14 protein-coding genes and 1 pseudogene are annotated in these 17,379 nt (G+C 65.7%); 4 read left to right on the top strand and 11 right to left on the bottom strand.

Features of this window, described 5'->3' with window-relative positions:
* Positions 1 to 42: 42 nt before the first annotated feature.
* From astD to C8K14_RS13690, 4 genes are all read right to left on the bottom strand, one after another.
* On the bottom strand, positions 43 to 1,452 hold the full coding sequence (gene astD, locus C8K14_RS13705) for a succinylglutamate-semialdehyde dehydrogenase (protein WP_107717063.1): 1,410 nt from the start codon (positions 1,450 to 1,452) through the stop codon (positions 43 to 45).
* A gap of 5 nt (positions 1,453 to 1,457) precedes the next feature.
* Positions 1,458 to 2,468 (bottom strand): arginine N-succinyltransferase, encoded by a 1,011-nt coding sequence (locus tag C8K14_RS13700; protein ID WP_022677210.1) that lies wholly within the window; start codon positions 2,466 to 2,468, stop codon positions 1,458 to 1,460.
* Entirely contained in the window at positions 2,468 to 3,688 is a 1,221-nt protein-coding gene (locus C8K14_RS13695) for an aspartate aminotransferase family protein (protein ID WP_166643362.1), read from the bottom strand. Before C8K14_RS13695 ends, C8K14_RS13700 begins: the two co-directional genes overlap by 1 nt.
* A gap of 86 nt (positions 3,689 to 3,774) precedes the next feature.
* Positions 3,775 to 4,815, bottom strand: a complete 1,041-nt coding sequence (locus C8K14_RS13690) for a DUF1338 domain-containing protein (RefSeq protein WP_233251085.1) — start codon at positions 4,813 to 4,815, stop codon at positions 3,775 to 3,777.
* Between the two features lie 96 nt (positions 4,816 to 4,911).
* On the opposite strand from C8K14_RS13690, the gene C8K14_RS13685 reads away from it, so the two are divergent.
* Positions 4,912 to 5,817 (top strand): LysR substrate-binding domain-containing protein, encoded by a 906-nt coding sequence (locus C8K14_RS13685; RefSeq protein WP_107717061.1) that lies wholly within the window; start codon positions 4,912 to 4,914, stop codon positions 5,815 to 5,817.
* 14 nt (positions 5,818 to 5,831) lie between these two features.
* Here C8K14_RS13685 and parC read toward each other — a convergent pair whose 3' ends face one another.
* Complete coding sequence (gene parC, locus C8K14_RS13680) at positions 5,832 to 8,111, bottom strand: DNA topoisomerase IV subunit A (protein WP_107717060.1); 2,280 nt, start codon at positions 8,109 to 8,111, stop codon at positions 5,832 to 5,834.
* Positions 8,112 to 8,216: 105 nt separating this feature from the next.
* On the opposite strand from parC, the gene C8K14_RS13675 reads away from it, so the two are divergent.
* Entirely contained in the window at positions 8,217 to 8,810 is a 594-nt protein-coding gene (locus C8K14_RS13675) for a type 1 glutamine amidotransferase domain-containing protein (RefSeq protein WP_107717159.1), read from the top strand.
* On the opposite strand, the gene C8K14_RS13670 is transcribed toward C8K14_RS13675, so the two are convergent.
* Both C8K14_RS13670 and C8K14_RS13665 read right to left on the bottom strand, forming a co-directional pair.
* Positions 8,807 to 9,919: an acyltransferase gene (locus C8K14_RS13670; RefSeq protein ID WP_107717059.1), complete on the bottom strand. Its 1,113-nt coding sequence runs from the start codon at positions 9,917 to 9,919 to the stop codon at positions 8,807 to 8,809. The genes C8K14_RS13675 and C8K14_RS13670 overlap by 4 nt on opposite strands.
* A gap of 109 nt (positions 9,920 to 10,028) precedes the next feature.
* Entirely contained in the window at positions 10,029 to 10,505 is a 477-nt protein-coding gene (locus C8K14_RS13665) for a cache domain-containing protein (RefSeq protein ID WP_022677217.1), read from the bottom strand.
* A 222-nt stretch (positions 10,506 to 10,727) separates the two neighbouring features.
* Here C8K14_RS13665 and C8K14_RS13660 point away from each other — a divergent pair.
* Positions 10,728 to 10,895: pseudogene (locus C8K14_RS13660) on the top strand (plasmid stabilization protein); the annotation flags it as partial.
* 36 nt (positions 10,896 to 10,931) lie between these two features.
* Here C8K14_RS13660 and C8K14_RS13655 read toward each other — a convergent pair.
* From C8K14_RS13655 to C8K14_RS13640, 4 genes are read right to left on the bottom strand one after another with little or no spacing between them, the layout of a single operon-like run.
* Positions 10,932 to 11,534, bottom strand: a complete 603-nt coding sequence (locus tag C8K14_RS13655; protein WP_107717057.1) for an ABC-type transport auxiliary lipoprotein family protein — start codon at positions 11,532 to 11,534, stop codon at positions 10,932 to 10,934.
* Between the two features lie 36 nt (positions 11,535 to 11,570).
* Entirely contained in the window at positions 11,571 to 12,509 is a 939-nt protein-coding gene (locus tag C8K14_RS13650) for an MlaD family protein (protein ID WP_022677220.1), read from the bottom strand.
* Between the two features lie 3 nt (positions 12,510 to 12,512).
* Positions 12,513 to 13,391: an ABC transporter ATP-binding protein gene (locus tag C8K14_RS13645; protein ID WP_022677221.1), complete on the bottom strand. Its 879-nt coding sequence runs from the start codon at positions 13,389 to 13,391 to the stop codon at positions 12,513 to 12,515.
* 3 nt (positions 13,392 to 13,394) lie between these two features.
* Positions 13,395 to 14,513: an ABC transporter permease gene (locus tag C8K14_RS13640; RefSeq protein ID WP_107717158.1), complete on the bottom strand. Its 1,119-nt coding sequence runs from the start codon at positions 14,511 to 14,513 to the stop codon at positions 13,395 to 13,397.
* A 127-nt stretch (positions 14,514 to 14,640) separates the two neighbouring features.
* On the opposite strand from C8K14_RS13640, the gene C8K14_RS13635 reads away from it, so the two are divergent.
* Positions 14,641 to 17,373, top strand: coding sequence for a valine--tRNA ligase (locus tag C8K14_RS13635; protein WP_107717056.1), 2,733 nt, complete (start codon positions 14,641 to 14,643; stop codon positions 17,371 to 17,373).
* Positions 17,374 to 17,379: the final 6 nt, after the last annotated feature.

The raw sequence follows: 17,379 nt of genomic DNA, 5'->3' as shown, positions 1-17,379 counted from the left end.
ACCGAAAAAAAGGTGCCGAATATTTTCGGCACCTTTTGCAATTTATGACGGAATGCCCGGCACCGGCTGTGCCGCAATCGTCGGCGCCTCGAAACTGGCCATCGGCCAGGCGCAATAATCCGCGGCGTAATAGGCGCTGGGGCGGTGGTTGCCACTGTCACCCAGCCCGCCGAAGGGCATGTTGGCCGCAGCGCCCGTGGTCGGGCGATTCCAGTTGACGACGCCGGCACGCACCATCAGGCGGAACTCGTCCCATAGCGCAGGATCAGCCGAGACCAGCCCGGCGGAAAGACCGAACGCGGTATCATTGGCACTGCCCAGCGCGGCGGCGAAATCGGCCACGCGCCGCACGCTCAGCACCGGGGCAAAGACCTCGCGATCGGGCACGGCAAGGCCGGTCACATCGAGGATCACCGGCGCAAAGAATGCCTCGCGCCGTCCTTCCTGCACGGCTTCGGCCAGGATCGGCCGGGCGCCGGCGGCCACCAGGTCTGCCACGGCCGCACGGGCCGCGCGGGCCTGGGCATCGCCCACCAGCGGGCCCATGAAAGCCTCACCGGGCTCGTCCCACGCCGCGATCGGCAGGCGCTGCGCCAGATCGACCAGCGCCGCGATCACCGCATCGCCCCACGCGCCCTCGGGCAGGATCAGGCGGCGCGCGCACGAACAGCGCTGGCCACTGGTGACGAACGCCGAATGGACGATGAGGCTGGCCACCGCCGCAGGATCGCCATCCCAGGCCACCAGCGGATTGTTGCCGCCCAGTTCCAGCGCCAGGATCACATCGGGGCGATCGGCAAACTGGCGGCGGAAAATCTGCCCGGCGGCGGCAGAGCCGGTGAACAGCAGCCCGTCGATCCGACCCTTGAGCAGCGCCTCACCAGTTTCGCGCCCACCCTGCACGATATTGAGCACGCCATCGGGCAGCCCGGATTCACGCCACAGGCCCACCATGGCAGCGCCAGTGGCCGGCGTCAGTTCCGAAGGCTTGAACACCACGGTATTGCCCGCCAGCAGCGCCGGCACGATATGCCCGTTGGGCAGGTGGCCGGGGAAATTGTAGGGACCCAGCACGGCCATTACACCGTGTGGGCGATGGCGCAGGGTGGCGCTGCCGAACGGCATATCGGCGCTACGCGAACCGGTGCGTTCGGCTTGCGCCGCGATCGACACCGCCACCTTGCCGGCCATGGAGGCCTGCTCGGTGCGCGTTTCCCACAGCAGCTTGCCGGTTTCAGCGGAAATCAGCTCGGCTAGCGCCGGGCTGGCCTTGACCAGCGTGGCATAACGCTCGGCAATCGCCACGCGCTCTTCGAGCGGGGTACGTGCCCAGGCCGGGAACGCGGCATGTGCCTTGGCCAGCGCAGCGGCGCAGGCCGCCTCGTCGGCCACTTCGCCTTCCCACACCACGCGGCCATGGGCCGGATCGAACGACTGGAGCCTTTGGGTCACGGCAATCAACTCACGATCAGAGGGTCACCCGGGCGGATGCCCAGGGCGGCCAGGGTTGCTTCGGGAACGACCAGGGCATCATCGGTGATGCGGGCCGGAGTCAGCGTGGCGCGGAACGTGGCAAGGCCGGGCACCGCCACCAGATGCAGCCGCTCGTCGGCCGCCGGTTCCACCACGCCGGCCGCTGCCGGCAGGGTCTGCGCATTGCGCACGGTGCGGATCTGGTCGCGCGGCGCCGTTACGGTGGGGCCACCATCGAAAATGTCGATCAGGCCCGAACGGGTAAAGCCTTCGTCTTCGAGCATCGCCAAGGCGCGCGCGCCGTGGCGATGAACCTTGGCAATCGCCTCGCGCGCGGCGGGATCGACCAATTCCAGGTAGATCGGGTGGCGCGGCGCCAGATCGAGGATGAACTGCCCGTCGGTGGCGGTGATCATGCGATCCGCGTCCTCGAACGGCAGGCGAAAGAACTTGGCGGCGATGCCGTGCCAGAACGGGCTTTCATCGCGCTCGTCGAACCAGCCGCGCAGTTCGGCCATGATCGTGGCGGCAAACAAATCACGGTTGGCACCGATCAGCGCATAGCGCGCCCGGGCCAACAGCGATCCCGCCCCGCCCTGCCGCTTGCGCGGGCGCAGGAACAGCGATCCCACTTCCGACGATCCGGTGCATTCGTTGACCAAGACCAGCGCCTGGTGATCGAACCGCGTGCCGGTGGCCGACGAATATTGCGCCAGAGTCATCACCCGGAATGAAAAATGCGGCCGATCGAGCCCGACCGCACCCTTGATCCCGGCCACACCCTCGATCACGCCGGTCTCGGTGTCTTCGAGCATCAGCGTGTACCAGGCATGCTGCGGCGACACTTCCCGCGCAAAGCTTTGCGCGGAAAGCGCCAGCCGCTCGGCCAGCACGGCGCGGTCTTCGGGCAGGCTGGTAAAGCCCTTGCCCGAAAGGAACGCCAGATCGAGCAGCGCGTCGATATCGGCCGGCCCGGCCGGCCGCACCACCAGCATCAGGCGGCTACCGCGCTGGCAGCGTCGACCTGGCCCCAGCCGCGTGCACGCGCATCAGCCAGCGTGGCATCGAGGCGGGCAAGCGCTTCATCCACTTCTTCCGCCGTGATCAACAGCGAAGGCAACATGCGCACGCAGTTTTCGCCGCCGCCGGCCACCAACAGGCCATGCTCGCGGGCCAGGGCCATGACCTCGCGGTTGTTGGCATGAAGCTTGAGGCCCATCAGCAGCCCCTTGCCGCGCGTTTCCACGATCTGATCGGGATAGCGCGCCGCCAAGGCGGCAAAACCGGAATAGAAGCGATCTGACATGGCGCCAACATGCGCCAGGGCAGCGTCCTGCGCAATCACGTCGAACACGGCCAGGCCCACGGCCATGGCCAGCGGATTGCCGCCAAAGGTGGTGCCATGCACGCCGGTGACCATGCCGCTCGCCGCCTCTGCGCTGGTCAGGCAGGCGCCGATCGGGAAACCGCCACCCAGCGCCTTGGCAATCGCCATGATGTCGGGCTCGGCGCCCGGGAACCACTGGTGGGCAAACAGCTTGCCGGTGCGGCCCATGCCGCTTTGCACTTCATCGTGGATCAGCAGCACGCCGTGCTCACGCGTCAGGCGGCGCAGTTCCAGCAGGAATTCGCCCGACAGCGCGCGGGCACCGCCCTCACCCTGCACCGGCTCCACGATCACGGCCGCCGTGGTGGGGCGGGCAATCGCTTCGGCGAGCGCAGGCAGGTCATCCACCGACATTTGGTGGAAGCCGGGCAGGCGCGGGCCGAACCCTTCGAGATAGGTGGGATTGCCCGAGGCGTTGATCGCCGCATAGGTGCGCCCGTGGAACGACCCGGCAAAGCCGATCACGTCGATCCGTTCAGGATTGCCCTCGGCAAAGTGATAGCGGCGCGCGGTCTTGAGCGCGGCTTCAACCGCCTCGGTGCCGGAATTGGCGAAATAGACCAGATCGGCAAAGGTGGCGCCGGTCAGCTTTTCCGCCAGCTCTTCCTGGCCGGGAATGCGGAAGATGTTGGAAACATGCCACAGCTTGTGCGCCTGCGCGGTAAGCGCGGCGACCAGCCCGGGATGGGCATGCCCCAGGCTGCACGTGGCGATCCCCGCCACGCAATCGAGGAAGCGGCGGCCGTCGCGCGCTTCCAGCCACACACCTTCACCACGCTCCACTTCGATCTGGGCACGGGCATAAAGCGGCATCAAGGCTTGAGACATGACGATTTCTCCCCGCAATCGAGATGCGGAACTGGTGTTGTTGTTATGAATGGACCACCCCCGCGCCATGGCACGGGGGCAAACTCTCAGGCGGCGGCCGTCATCTTGAAGATGCCGGTGGCATTGCCGCTGTCAAACGTGAGATCGAGCTTGCCCGTGGCCGGATCGGCGCGGCGCGTGATGAACTCGAAGAACGAACCCGGCACGGTCTGCGCCGTCAGCGTGCCATCCTCGGCCCGGAACGAGCGCTTGACCTGGGCTGCGCGCAGCGCGGTCTGCCGCACCCGGCCCGAGGCGGACACTTCCACCTTGTCCTTGATGCTGCGGCCGGCCACGCGTTCACCCTGCGCGGTTGCCTCGACATCGGCAACGCGATCGGTCACGTGGTTGAAGGCATTGCCTTCGGTGGCGATCCACGCGGCCTCGGCGCTTTCGGCGCGCAGGATCTCATAGTCGCTTTCGAACGGCACCGGGTGCTGGCGATCGAACAGGCCCATCACCACCTTGAGGGCGGCCACGGCATCGTCCTGCGGCACGCTGCCACCGGCGGCAAAGCGCGACAGCACCTGCGCCGTGGCGGCATCAAGCCGATCGAGCGCCGGGCCGAACACGCGCACCGCCGCCTTGGCAAAAGCGGGCGAGAACTGATCGACGTGCAATTCGCTGACAAAGAACTGCGGCATGGTTTCGGGCAGCTTGGCATGGCACCACACATGGCCGGTCATCTTGAGACGCGGCAGCGGATAGATGCCCACTTCGATATAGCCGAGCGGTTCAAGCACGCGGCGGAACGCTTCCACGCCCTGCGGCATGGCGCAGCGCGCGCCCTGCGGCAGCAGCACCGTGCGCAGCGCCCCGTGGTCAAGCACGATGCGGCGGCCCTGGGCCACGCATTCGTCCACGTATTCGGCGCCTTCGGGCACGCGCTTCAAAAGATCGGCAAAGAGCACGAGATTGAGCGCCTCGGCAAAACGCAAGGCATCGATACCGTTGACCGGGGCATGACCGCCGGTGGGCACCATCGGGGCAGCCAGCGCACGAATCTTTGCCGCAGCTGCATGGCCCAGGACATTTTCAACAAGATCCGCAGCACCGGTTTGTTCGATGGTTGCCAAGTTCTGCATCATGCGCTCTTTCGATCTAATATCGTCCCAAGCCGCAATTTATGATAGGAAAGCCGGGTATCAAAACGGGTAAGCATCATCTGTTGATCGGGTTTTGGAATGAGTGAATCACGCCGCGAGCTTCCCTCGATGACCGCGCTGGCCTGCTTCGTGGCCGCCGCGCGCGAAGGCGGTTTCTCTCGCGCTGGCGCGCAGCTGGGCCTGACGCAAAGCGCAGTCAGCCGCCAGATCGCGCTGCTGGAAGAAAGCCTGCAGACCCCACTGTTCCAGCGCCACGGCCGCCGCGTTACCCTGAACGAGGCCGGGCGCGCCTATGCCGAGGATATCGAGCCGGCACTGCGCCGCATCCGCATGGCCACCGCCAAGGCCATGGACCGGGGCAGCCGCCGCGACCTGACCATCGCCACGCTGCCCAGCTTCGGCATGCGCTGGCTGGCCCCACGCCTGCCCGGGCTGACTGCGCGACACCCCGAACTCACGGTGAATTTCGCCGCGCGCTCGTTCCCGTTCGACTTGCGCGAGGAACGGTTCGATGCCGCGATCCACTTCGGCGCGGCCGATTGGGACGACGCTGAAATGATCCCTCTGTTCACCGAACAGGCCGTGGTGGCCTGCGCGCCATCGTGGCTGGCGGCCGAAGGGGTGCAGCAGCCCGCCGACCTCCTGGGCAAGCCACTGCTGTTCCAGATCTCGCGCCGCAACGCCTGGAACCGCTGGTTCGCGCTGGCCGGCATCGATGGCCTGCCGCCACTCAAAGGCGCGACCTTCGAACACTTCCTGATGCTGGCCCAGGCCGCCGCCGCCGGATCGGGCGCCGCTCTGCTCCCCCGCTTCCTGATCGAACCGGAACTGCAATCAGGCGCGCTCGTCACCCCGTTCGCCACCGCACTGGTCGACGAGGGGCAATACTACCTCGTCCTGCGCCCCGACTGGCGCGATCACCCCGGCCTCGTCAAATTCCACGATTGGCTGGTCGACGCCGCCAAGGAACAGGGCGCGGCTTAAACGCCCGTACCTGCCTAGAACGTATTATCCCGCGGGAAGCCAACAGGTGGCAAACGTCCGGCGGCGCCGCGGGCGACCTTCCAGGGGAGGAGGTCCTTTTCCACGCGGGTGCGGCCGGTTTCGCCGCCCATCGCCCAGGTCAGACCGTCTTCCAGCTTGAGCGTGATGGCGTCCGACAAGCCGCCATCGCGATAGCGTTGCAGCGTCACCCCCTGCCCCTTGGCCAGGATCGGTACTTCCGACAGGGCAAAGATCACCAGCTTGCGGTTTTCGCCCACCACGGCGACGTGATCATGTTCGGGCGCGATTTCCCGCACGATCTTGAGGCTGACACCGGGCTTGGTCGATACCACGCCGCGCCCTTTCCGGGTTTCGGCCAGCAGTTCGTCCATCTCGGCGGCAAAGCCGCGCCCGGTATTGGCGGCCAGCAGCAACTGCCCCTTGGGCCGATAGACCACCAGCGCCATAATGTGCGCGTCGGGATCGATATCGACCATGGTGCGGATCGGCTCGCCAAAGCCGCGCGCACCGGGCAGCTTGTCGGCGCCGAGCGTGTAGAACCGCCCATTGTCGAGCGCGACCAGCAGCTTGTCGGTGGTCTGCGCGTGCAAGACCCAGGCCGGGCCATCGCCTTCCTTGAACTTGAACTCGGTATCGAGCGGCAGATGCCCCTTGGCCGCGCGAATCCAGCCGCGCGCGGAAAGGACGACAGTGACCGGCTCCTTCTCGATCATCGCATCCATTGAAAACTCGCGCGTCGGCGCGGCTTCGGCAATCGTGGTGCGGCGGCGGCCCAGCGCGGTTTCCGGGCCATATTCCTTGCGCAGCGCCGCCAGTTCACGCTTGAGCCGGGTGCGCTGGCGCGCGGGGCTTTCCAGCAGCTTGTTGAGATCGTCCTGCTCGGCCAGCAGGGCGTCGTGCTCGCGGCGCAGTTCCATCTCTTCCAGCTTGCGCAAGCTGCGCAGGCGCATGTTGAGGATCGCCTCGGCCTGGCGATCGGTCAGGCCGAATTCGGCCATCATCACTGGCTTGGGCTCGTCCTCGGTGCGGATGATCTCGATGATCCGATCGAGATTGAGATAGGCAATGATATAGCCTTCGAGCAGTTCGAGCCGCGCGGCGATCTTGTCCAGCCGGTGCTGCGTGCGGCGCAGCATGATGTCGATCTGGCTGACCACCCATTCCTGCAACAGCAGTTTCAGGCCCAGCACACCCGGCGTGCGCTGCGAATCCAGCACGTTGAGGTTAAGGCCAAAGCGCGTTTCCAGATCGGTCAGCCGATAGAGCGATTCCTTGAGCAGCTCGGGATCGACATTGCGGCTCTTGGGCACAAGCACGATGCGGATGTGTTCGTCGCTTTCATCGCGCACGTCTTCCAGGATCGGCAGCTTCTTGTCGCCGATCAGGGCCGCGATCTGTTCGATCAGCTTGCCCTTCTGCACCATGTAGGGAATTTCGGAAATCACCAGCTGCCACTGGCCGCTGCCCAGCCGCTCGATCCCGCTGCCTTCCCAGGCGCCATCCTCGGCCCGGCCGGTCGAAAAGCGCCCGCGCACGCGGATCGAACCGCGCCCGGTTTCATAGGCAGCCGAAATCGCCGCCGGGCTATCGACCACCACGCCCCCGGTGGGAAAATCGGGGCCGTGGAACACCTCCATCAACTGGGCATGTTCGGCGTGGGGATTGTCGATCAACAGCAGCGTGGCATCGACGATCTCGGCCACGTTGTGGCTGGGAATATTGGTGGCCATGCCCACGGCAATGCCGCTGGCGCCATTGGCCAGCAGGTTGGGAAACAGCCCGGGAAAGATTTCCGGTTCCTGCTCCTCGCCATTGTAGGTCGGCAGGAAATCGACCGTGCCTTCGTCGAGCCCGGCCATCAGGCGGATCGCCGTCGCGGTCAGCCGCGCTTCGGTATAGCGATAGGCCGCCGCGTTATCGCCATCGATATTGCCGAAATTGCCCTGCCCCTCGACCAGCGGATAGCGCAGCGCGAAATCCTGGGCGAGGCGGACCATCGCGTCATAGACGCTGGCATCGCCGTGCGGGTGATACTTGCCGATCACATCGCCGACCACGCGCGCCGATTTCTTGAACGCGCCGTTGGGATCGAGCTTCAACTGCCGCATCGCCCACAGCAGGCGGCGGTGCACCGGCTTCAAGCCATCGCGCAGATCGGGCAGCGATCGCGCCGTGATCGTGGACAGCGCATAGACCAGGTATCGCTCCGACAGGGCGGAGTCGAAGGGGGCATCGACGATAGCGTCGAACGGATCTTTGAAATCATCGGCCATGGCCGAATCCGTGTAGCAATACCGTGAACAAAACGAAACCTCCGGAACTGTCATCACGGCGGGCCATTGTGGGCAAGTATCCCCCCGATTTGACGGAGAATGACCATGGCCAAACGCGTGCTGATCCTAGCCACCGACGGCTTTGAACAATCCGAACTGCTTGAACCGAAAAAGGCGCTGGAAGCAGCCGGCATCGAAACCGTAGTCGCCAGCCCCAAGACCGGCTCGATCAAGGGCTGGAACCACACCGACTGGGGCGAAAGCGTCAAGGTGGACATGCGCCTCGATGCCGTGGAAGCCGATGACTTCGACGCCCTGCTGCTGCCCGGCGGCCAGATGAACCCCGATGCGCTGCGGCTCGAATCCCGCGTGATCGAGCTGGTCGAGGAATTCGACGACATGGACAAGCCGATCGCGGCGATCTGCCACGGCCCCTGGCTGCTGGTGGAAGCCGACATCATCGATGGCCGCACGGTAACGGGCTGGCCCTCGATCCGCACCGACCTGGAAAATGCCGGGGCCGATGTGGTGGACCAGGCCGTGGCCATCGACGGCAACCTCATCACCAGCCGCAAGCCCGATGACATCCCGATGTTTGCCCAGGCGCTGATCGATGCGCTGGAGGAAGACGAGGAAGAAGAGGACGAAAAGGGCTGGGAGGAAGAGGAAGGCCTGCTGGAAGACGAAGACGAAGACTAACGCTGCAAGGCCAGACGCCCGCCGCTGAGCCATTGCGCCAGCGGCGGGCTGATGGCCACCAGCAGCCTGCCCAGCAAGAGCGTGGCGCCCAGCGCCAGCAGTGGCTGGGCCAGCAGGAACAGGGGATAGGCCGGCGCTCCCAGCGGGCCAGTCAGGCGGCCGATGGCAGGGCCAGCGCACCAGATCAGGATCAGGTGGCAGCAGAACAGCAGGAACATCGCCGGCTCCAGCCGCAGCAGCACGCCCCCGGCGCGCGTGCCAGCGAGGCGCCAGGCCAGCGCCCAGAAACACAGCGCCGTGGCGCCGCGCATGGCCAGGTCAACCACCGCCATCAGCAAGGGCGACGCCAGCCCCTGCGCTTCGCCATAGAGTTCCAGCCAGATTTTCACCCCTGACAGCGCCAGGTAGGGCGCCAGGATCAGAACCAGCGGCGCGCCGGCAATCCGCGCAGCCGCATCGTGCCGGCGCACCAGCATGCCCAGGACAAAGAAACCCAGGATAGACGGGCGCTGCAACAGCGGGAAAACCGGCGGCGCCAGGCTCCACGCCAGGGCGGCGACCGCCACCCCCGCCAGCGTGCGATCGCCCTGCCGCACCAGCAGCGGCGCGGCGAGCAGGCAGACGAACAGATCGCGCAGGAACGGCATCTGCACGTTGATCTCGTTCGGGTGGGCAAGGCCGGTCAACTCGTTGGCCAACCAGCCCCACGACGTGGGCTGCGGCGCATAGAGCAACCCAAGGTAGGCAGCGCCCGATACCACGACGATGGCAATGGCATTCCATGCCAGCATCGGTACGACCACGGTGCGCGCCTTGCCGGCAAGGAATGCCCGCGCACCGCGCCGCGCCAGCGACGGGCCCACCAGCCAACCCGACACCAGGCTGAGCAGCGGCACCGACGAGCGCGCCAAAAGTTCGATCAGGCCCCAGCGCAACAGGCCCTGCGGCGTGTGGTCGAGCGCGGTCAGCGCCGGGCCATAGAGCCCGGTCCAGGCGTGGACATAGACAATACCCAGGATGCACAGCACGCGGGCCAGGCCGATCGCGCGCGAAGTGCGGACGCGGGTATCGGCAAACGACTGGCTTTCCTGAAACACGGGCGCTGACATCCTTCATCGACGCCCCGCCACGCGATGAACGCGGCGGGGCCGTGGATGTCAAACCCGTCAGGCGGCCAAACGTGCCCCGCACGCGGCCAACCCCGATCAGCCCTGGTTATCAACCGGCATAGTATCCCACGCCAACGATGTGGTCGCCCACGCGCTGGACCAGCGAGCGCTTGTGCTCCACCCGGTTGTCCACACGGTTGAGCCAGACATAGTCCACCCGACCGCCGTCCTTGGCCTTGGCGAGCGCGATCATGTCCTGCACGAAGGGGCGGCCTTCGGCATCGGTCATGGCGCTGGCATCGCTACCGGCGAGCTTGGGATCGGCGCCCGACGCTTCATAGCGGCCGGTCATGCTGAACACGAAAACGTACAGCTCGCGGGTGTGGAACGGGCCGTTGGGATCGTTGAATTCGGCAAAGGCCTTGGGCGCGCCAACGCCTTTCACTTCGGCCACCGCGCGTGAGAGCAGCGCCTGGGCATCGGCCGATCCGGCATGGGCGGCAGCCTGGGCCGGCACGGACGCCAGCGGCACGGTAACACAGGCCATGGCACAGGCCAGGATCAGGCGGGGAAACGTGGGCAACATTGGTCGAGCCTCCTTGGACGCATGGGTCAAACGCCCCGGAAGGAACGCCGCGCGGCGGACTATCGCGCGATCCCCCTTGGGTGAGGCCGGATGTGCCATGCGCTGGCGGCGGTGTCGGTGCGATAGATCAATTGGCGCAAATTTGCCGGAACCATCCAGCACCCCGCCCCTTGATCAGGGACTGGCAGGCAGTGCCAATGACTTCGGCCCAGGAGAACGACGATGCCGCAGGGCAGCAAAGACGCCTATACCGACAAGCAGAAGCGCAAGGCGGAGCACATCGAGGAGAGCTATGAAGCGCGCGGCGTAGAGCCCAAGGAAGCCGAAGCGCGCGCCTGGGCCACCGTCAACAAGCAGGACGGCGGCGGCAAGAAATCGGGTTCGGGCCGCAAGCACGGCTGACCACAGCCGCGCCCCGGCGCCCGATCACCCCAGCCAGTCAACCACCTGGCGCGCCACGTCGTTGGCGGCCTGGTTCAAGGCTGGGCCGATGGCGGCGGCATCGTCGCTGACATTGGGCACGCGCGCCTCGAACCGGCGGGTTTCGATCTGCCCGCCCGGTGCTTCCTTCACGGCGTCAAAGCGCACCACGGCGCTGTGACTGGGCAGGTCATAGCCCATGGCCAGCAGGCGGCCCGACAGGCGCTGTTGCCACTGGTCGATATCGCTTTCCACCACCAGGCGGCCGCCCTTGGCGCGCAGGGTTTCGGCGATCAGGTGCTGCAACTGGCGCGCCGGGCGTTCGACCCACTGCGTCTTCTTGATATAGGCCACGTTGCTGGCATCGATCTGCACCGGCACGCGCAGCACCGAGACGCGCGCATCGGCCGAAGGCTCCATCACCACGACAGACTTGGCCAGCGTGCCCGAGGCGCCCTGCCCGGCCGGAACCGTGGCATCAGAGCTGAGCGCCAGCAGCGTGGCAGGTGCCTTGCCACCGATGCTGACACAGCCCGACAGGCTGAGAGCGGCCACCAGCAGCGCACCGATGGCCGGGCGCGAGGCGGGGATGAGCGGGCGAAACGGCATGTCAAATTCCCCCAGTGGAGAGCAATGGCGCAACGATCAGTGCTTGTAGTCGGGCAGCTTGGGGCTGCCGACCACGCTGCTGACGCCGCGATCGTTGATGCGATCGGTCAATTCACGCAAGGACCGGGTGGTGGCCTGAAGATCGCGCAGCGCCGCATCGGCTGCCGGGAGCGTCTGCTGGTCAAACCGCTTGAGCCCCGGCTGCGCCGACTTGGCCGTATCATTGAGCGCATCGGCCGCCGCCTGGGCAGACTTGAGCGTATCGCGCAGCTGCTTGGCCAGGCCATTGCCCTGGTCGTTGAGCAGGTTGTCGGCCGAACCGGCAACCTTTTCAAAGGCCGACAGGGTATAGGTCGCCTGGCGCAGCGTCGATTGCAGCTCGGCCAGGGTGCGCTGCACCTGCGGCGAGGCATCGGCCAGGTTGGCGGTCATCTTGTCGGTATGGGCCAGGATGTTCTCGATCGACTTCTGGTTCTTGTCAGACAGCACCATGGTCAGGCGCTCGGTCAGGGTGGCCAGGCGCTCCAGCAGCAGCGGCGCGTTGGACAGGATTTCGCCCAGGCCCGAACGCTTGGTCGGGATCACGGGCGCCCCTTCCGGTCCAGGCTGGTCAATCGGCGGCGCGCCCTTGACGGCGCCGGCCAGCTGGATCGTGGAAACGCCGGTAAAGCTGCCCTGGATGCTGGCAGTGGTGCCCATCAGGATCGGCACGCGCTTGTCGATGGCGATGCGCACGCGCACGAACTCCGGGTCTTTCTCCCACAGTTCGATATCTTTCACCTGGCCCGAGGGCACGCCCGAAAACGACACTTCCGATCCCTTGGCCAGGCCATCGACCGATTGCTTGAAGAAGATGTCGTATTCGTTCTGCGCGTTCTGGTTCAGCCGCGCGATCCAGATGGTGAGCACCGCCGCGCCGATCAGCAGCAGCAGCGTGACGGCCCCGACCCAGATATGGTTTGCCCGCGTTTCCATCGCTTATTCCTGTTCCATCGCGGAGGTGGCCGCCTCGGGATTGGGTTTTACCACATGGGCCGCTTCGCGATCTTGCGCATCCTTGGCCGCCCGGCCGCGCGGTCCGTTGAAATATTCCTGGATCCACGGGTGATCCAGCGCCAGCAGTTCGGGGATCGTGCCCACGGCAATCACCTTCTTGTCGGCGAGCACTGCCACCCGATCGCAGATTTCATAGAGCGTATCGAGATCGTGGGTGATCAGGAACACGGTCAGCCCCAGGGTTTCCTGCAGGCTGCGGATCAGGGTATCGAACGCGGCAGCCCCGATCGGATCGAGCCCGGCGGTCGGCTCGTCCAGAAACAGCAGTTCGGGATCGAGCGCCAGCGCGCGCGCCAGGCCAGCGCGCTTCTTCATGCCGCCCGAAAGCTCTGACGGATACTTGCTGGTGGCATTGGCCGGCAGGCCCGACAGCAGCACCTTGTAGCGCGCGATTTCGTGGCGCAGTTCGTCGGTGATCTCGGGATAGAATTCGCGCAGCGGCACCTCGACGTTTTCCGCCACGGTCAGCGTGGAAAACAGCGCCCCGCCCTGGAACAGCACGCCCCACTGGCTGCGGATATCGATATCGTCATCATCGCGCGCGTCGGTGATCGAGCGGCCGAGCACTTCGATCGAACCTTCCTGCGGGATCTGCAGGCCGATGATCGAGCGCATGAGCACCGATTTGCCGGTGCCCGAGCCACCCACCACGCCGATGATCTCGCCCCGCTTCACATCGAGATCGAGACCGTCGTGGATCACATGGTCGTCAAAGCGATTGACCAGCCCACGCACGCGGATCGGGTAATCGCCTTCGAATTCGTCGGGGATCGGCGCCAGGTGCGCCTGGGGATCATGCATAGCTTACCCCCAGCCGATCTTGGTGAAGAACACCGCAAAGAAGGCGTCGAGCACGATCACCGTAAAGATCGCCAGAACCACGGCAGAGGTAGTGCGCGTGCCCACCTCTTCGGCATTGGTCTTGACCTGCATGCCTTGGTAGCAGCCGGCGAGTGCGACGATCAGACCGAACACCGGCCCCTTGACCAGCCCCACCCACACGTCGTGGATCGGCACCACTTCCTGGATACGCGCCAGGAAGGTGAGGAACGGAATGCCCAGCGACACCGATCCCAGAAACGCGCCGCCGATGATGCCCAGCACCGACGAATAGATGCCCAGCAGGGGCAGCATGATCATCGTGGCCAGAATGCGCGGCAGCACCAGCGCCTCGGTCGGCGAGACGCCGATCGTGCGCATGGCGTCCACTTCCTCGGTCAGCTTCATCGTGCCCAGCTGCGCGGCAAAGGCCGATCCCGATCGTCCGGCGACCATGATCGCGGTCATCAGGATGCCCAGCTCACGCAAGGTCAGGCGGCCGACCAGGTTGATCGTATAGATTTCCGCGCCAAACTGCTGCAGCTGCACCGCCCCCTGCTGCGCGATCACCACGCCGACCAGGAAGCTCATCAGCCCGACGATGCCGAGCGCGTTGACACCCACCAGTTCCATCTGATGGACAAGCGCGAGCCCGCGAAAGCGGCGCGGATGGCGCAGCGTCGTGCCGATCGCCGAAATCGCCTGGCCCAGGAAGCCGATGATCTGCAGGAACCCCACCGCCAGCGCAATGACCATCTTGCCCACTTCATCGGGCACGCGCTCAATCAGCGGCAGGCGCGGAGCGCGGATGCTTTCGCGGTTTTCGTCGGTCTTGCTGATCGCGTTGATCAGGCGTTCGGCCTCGTCGCGGCAATTGACGATCTTGGCGCCGAGCTGCTGTGACAGGCGCCACACCGTCCAGGCGCCAACGGTGTCCATGCGTTCCACGTCGCTGACGTCGATCTCGTCCACCGGATCGGCGATCTGGCGCAGGCGCCGGTCGACCAGACCCAGGGAAGATACCACCATCGGGCCGCTGAAATGCAGCACATTGCCGCCACCGCCCTGGCCCGGCTCTATCGTGAAATCGGCTAAGGCTCTCATCCTGCCCACTTCATGGGCGAAAATGGAGGGGGCGACAAGTGCATCACGTGCGGCGAAACGCAGGAAGCGGCTTTTCCGTTCCCGCCGCCGCTTGCGATAGTGGGCGGCAACTGGCAAGGCGCCAGCCATGAGCGAGACCACTACGCAGCAGGAATCGGGCCAGGACCAGCTGGCCAAGACGTTCGAACCGGGCGCTATCGAGGCGCGCTGGTATGGCCATTGGGAAGGCAAGGGCCTGTTTCGCCCGGAACGCCCCGATGCCACCCCGTTCACCATCGTGAACCCGCCGCCCAACGTAACCGGCTCGCTCCATATCGGCCATGCGCTGGACAACACGCTGCAAGACATCGTGATCCGCCACGAACGCCTCAAGGGCAAGGACGCGCTGTGGGTGGTGGGCACCGACCACGCCGGCATCGCCACGCAGATGGTGGTGGAACGCCAGCTGGAAGCGAACCAGGACAAGCGCACCAACTACACGCGCGAGCAATTCGTCGACAAGGTGTGGGAATGGAAGGCGGAAAGCGGCGGCACCATCACCCGCCAGCTGCGCCGCCTGGGCTGCTCGATGGACTGGGGCCTGAACTCCCAAGACAACAATGGGCAGTTCACCATGGACCCGCACTTCACCCGCGCGGTGGTCAAGGTCTTCGTTGACCTGCACAACCAGGGCCTGATCTACCGCGACAAGCGGCTGGTCAACTGGGACCCCAAGCTCAAGACCGCGATTTCCGACCTGGAAGTGGAAACGCGCGAGGTGCAGGGCCATTTCTGGCGCTTCCGCTATCCGCTCGCCGATGGCGTCACGCTCGACAGCGGGGCCGATCATATCGTGGTGGCCACCACGCGCCCGGAAACCATGCTGGCCGACATGGCGGTGGCCGTGCACCCGGACGACGAACGCTACAAGAGCGTGATCGGCAAGCATGTCGTGCTGCCGCTGACGGGCCGGCGTATTCCGATCGTGGCGGATGAACACGCCGATCCGGCGCTGGGCACCGGTGCGGTGAAGATCACCCCGGGTCACGATTTCAACGACTTCGAAGTGGGCAAGCGCGCCGGAATCGAAGCGCGCGACATGCTCAACATGCTCGATGCCGAGGCCAAGGTGGTACAGACCGTCGATGGCCTGATCCCCGACGCATTCGTCGGCCTCGATCGCTTTGACGCGCGCAAGGCCGTGGTCGAGGCGCTCAAGGCGGCAGGCCTGCTCGTGCCCCATGTCACCAAGGACAAGGACGGCAACGAGACCGAGCACGACGCCGAACCTCGCACGATCCAGACGCCCTATGGCGATCGCGGCGGCGTGGTGATCGAACCCTGGCTGACCGACCAGTGGTATGTGAATGCCGAATTCCTTGCCCGCAAGCCGATCGAGGCGGTGCGCTCGGGCGCCATCGAAATCGTGCCCAAGTCGTGGGAAAAGACCTTCTTCAACTGGATGGAAAACATCCAGCCTTGGTGCGTCTCGCGCCAGCTGTGGTGGGGCCACCGCATTCCGGCATGGTATGATGCCGATGGCAAGGCCTATGTTGCCGAAACCGAGGAAGAGGCGCAGGCCCTTGCCGGCAACAAGCCGCTCACCCGCGACGAAGACGTGCTCGACACGTGGTTCTCGTCCGCGCTGTGGCCGTTTGCCACGCTGGGCTGGCCCGACGATACCACGCTGGTGCAGCGCCACTACCCCAACGACCTGCTGGTTTCGGGCTTTGACATCCTGTTCTTCTGGGATGCCCGCATGGCCATGCAGGGCCTGCACTTCATGAACGAAGTGCCGTGGAAGCGGCTGTACCTGCACGGGCTGGTGCGCGCGGCCGATGGGCAGAAAATGTCCAAGTCCAAGGGTAACGTGGTCGATCCGCTGGGCCTGATCGACAAGTATGGCGCCGATGCGCTGCGCTTCTTCATGGCGGCGATGGAAAGCCAGGGCCGCGACGTGAAGATGGATGAGAAGCGGGTGGAGGGCTATCGCAACTTCGCCACCAAGCTGTGGAATGCAGCGCGCTTTTGCCAGGCCAACGGCATTGCCGCCTCCACCACGCTGGAAGCCCCGCAGGCGACCAGCGCGGTCAACCGCTGGATCGTGGGCGAAGTGGTCGAAACGGTTGCTGCGCTCGACCAGGCGATGGCCGACCTCCGCTTTGATGCGGCAGCCAACACGATCTACCACTTCGTGTGGGACACGTTCTGCGACTGGTACATCGAACTGATCAAGGGTTCGTTCGACGATGAAACCCGCGCCGTGGCCGGTTGGGTGCTCGACCAGATCCTGGTCATGCTCCACCCGTTCATGCCCTTCGTGACCGAGGAACTGTGGCACGCACTTGGCGCCCGCGACAACGAACTGATCGTTGCTCGCTGGCCCGCGCCGCAGGCCAGCGTCGACGCCGATGCCAAGGCCGAAGTGGAATGGCTTATCGCGCTGGTTTCCGCGCTGCGCACCGCCAAGAACGAACTGGGCATCGCGCCCGGCGCCCGGCTCGATGCCTATCTGGCTGCGCCGAGCGAGCGCACCGCCGCGATCATCGCCGCCAACCCGGCCGCGATCGAACGCCTGGCGCGCCTTTCGGCGATCCACTTTGCCCCGGCGCCGGCCGGCGCTGCCATGCAGATCGTGGCAGGTGACGCCACGCTGGTCGTGCCGCTGGAAGGGATCATCGACATCGCCGCGGAAAAGGCCCGCCTCGAAAAGGCCCTGGCCGCCGCGCAAAAGGAAGCCAAGGCCCTGGAAGGGCGCCTGGGCAACCCCTCGTTCGTCGAACGCGCCAAGCCCGAAGCGGTGGAAAAGGCCCGCGCCGACCACGCCCACCACAGCGCGGAAAGCCAGCGCCTGGCCGCCGCGCTGGCGCGGCTGGGGTAACAAACC

This window comes from Novosphingobium sp. GV079, assembly GCF_003058045.1.
GTDB lineage: Bacteria > Pseudomonadota > Alphaproteobacteria > Sphingomonadales > Sphingomonadaceae > Novosphingobium > Novosphingobium capsulatum.
Note: the sequence above shows the minus strand (reverse complement) of the source record. Positions and strands in the feature narration are given on the sequence as shown.

Bases quoted from the DNA above. Each gene is read 5' to 3' on its own strand.
- C8K14_RS13700 (WP_022677210.1), bottom strand. From the start codon at position 2,468: ATGCTGGTGGTGCGGCCGGCCGGGCCGGCCGATATCGACGCGCTGCTC.
- C8K14_RS13695 (WP_166643362.1), bottom strand. From the start codon at position 3,688: ATGTCTCAAGCCTTGATGCCGCTTTATGCCCGTGCCCAGATCGAAGTG.
- C8K14_RS13690 (WP_233251085.1), bottom strand. From the start codon at position 4,815: ATGATGCAGAACTTGGCAACCATCGAACAAACCGGTGCTGCGGATCTT.
- C8K14_RS13685 (WP_107717061.1), top strand. From the start codon at position 4,912: ATGAGTGAATCACGCCGCGAGCTTCCCTCGATGACCGCGCTGGCCTGC.
- parC (WP_107717060.1), bottom strand. From the start codon at position 8,111: ATGGCCGATGATTTCAAAGATCCGTTCGACGCTATCGTCGATGCCCCC.
- C8K14_RS13675 (WP_107717159.1), top strand. From the start codon at position 8,217: ATGGCCAAACGCGTGCTGATCCTAGCCACCGACGGCTTTGAACAATCC.
- C8K14_RS13670 (WP_107717059.1), bottom strand. From the start codon at position 9,919: ATGTCAGCGCCCGTGTTTCAGGAAAGCCAGTCGTTTGCCGATACCCGC.
- C8K14_RS13665 (WP_022677217.1), bottom strand. From the start codon at position 10,505: ATGTTGCCCACGTTTCCCCGCCTGATCCTGGCCTGTGCCATGGCCTGT.
- C8K14_RS13655 (WP_107717057.1), bottom strand. From the start codon at position 11,534: ATGCCGTTTCGCCCGCTCATCCCCGCCTCGCGCCCGGCCATCGGTGCG.
- C8K14_RS13650 (WP_022677220.1), bottom strand. From the start codon at position 12,509: ATGGAAACGCGGGCAAACCATATCTGGGTCGGGGCCGTCACGCTGCTG.
- C8K14_RS13645 (WP_022677221.1), bottom strand. From the start codon at position 13,391: ATGCATGATCCCCAGGCGCACCTGGCGCCGATCCCCGACGAATTCGAA.
- C8K14_RS13640 (WP_107717158.1), bottom strand. From the start codon at position 14,513: ATGAGAGCCTTAGCCGATTTCACGATAGAGCCGGGCCAGGGCGGTGGC.
- C8K14_RS13635 (WP_107717056.1), top strand. From the start codon at position 14,641: ATGAGCGAGACCACTACGCAGCAGGAATCGGGCCAGGACCAGCTGGCC.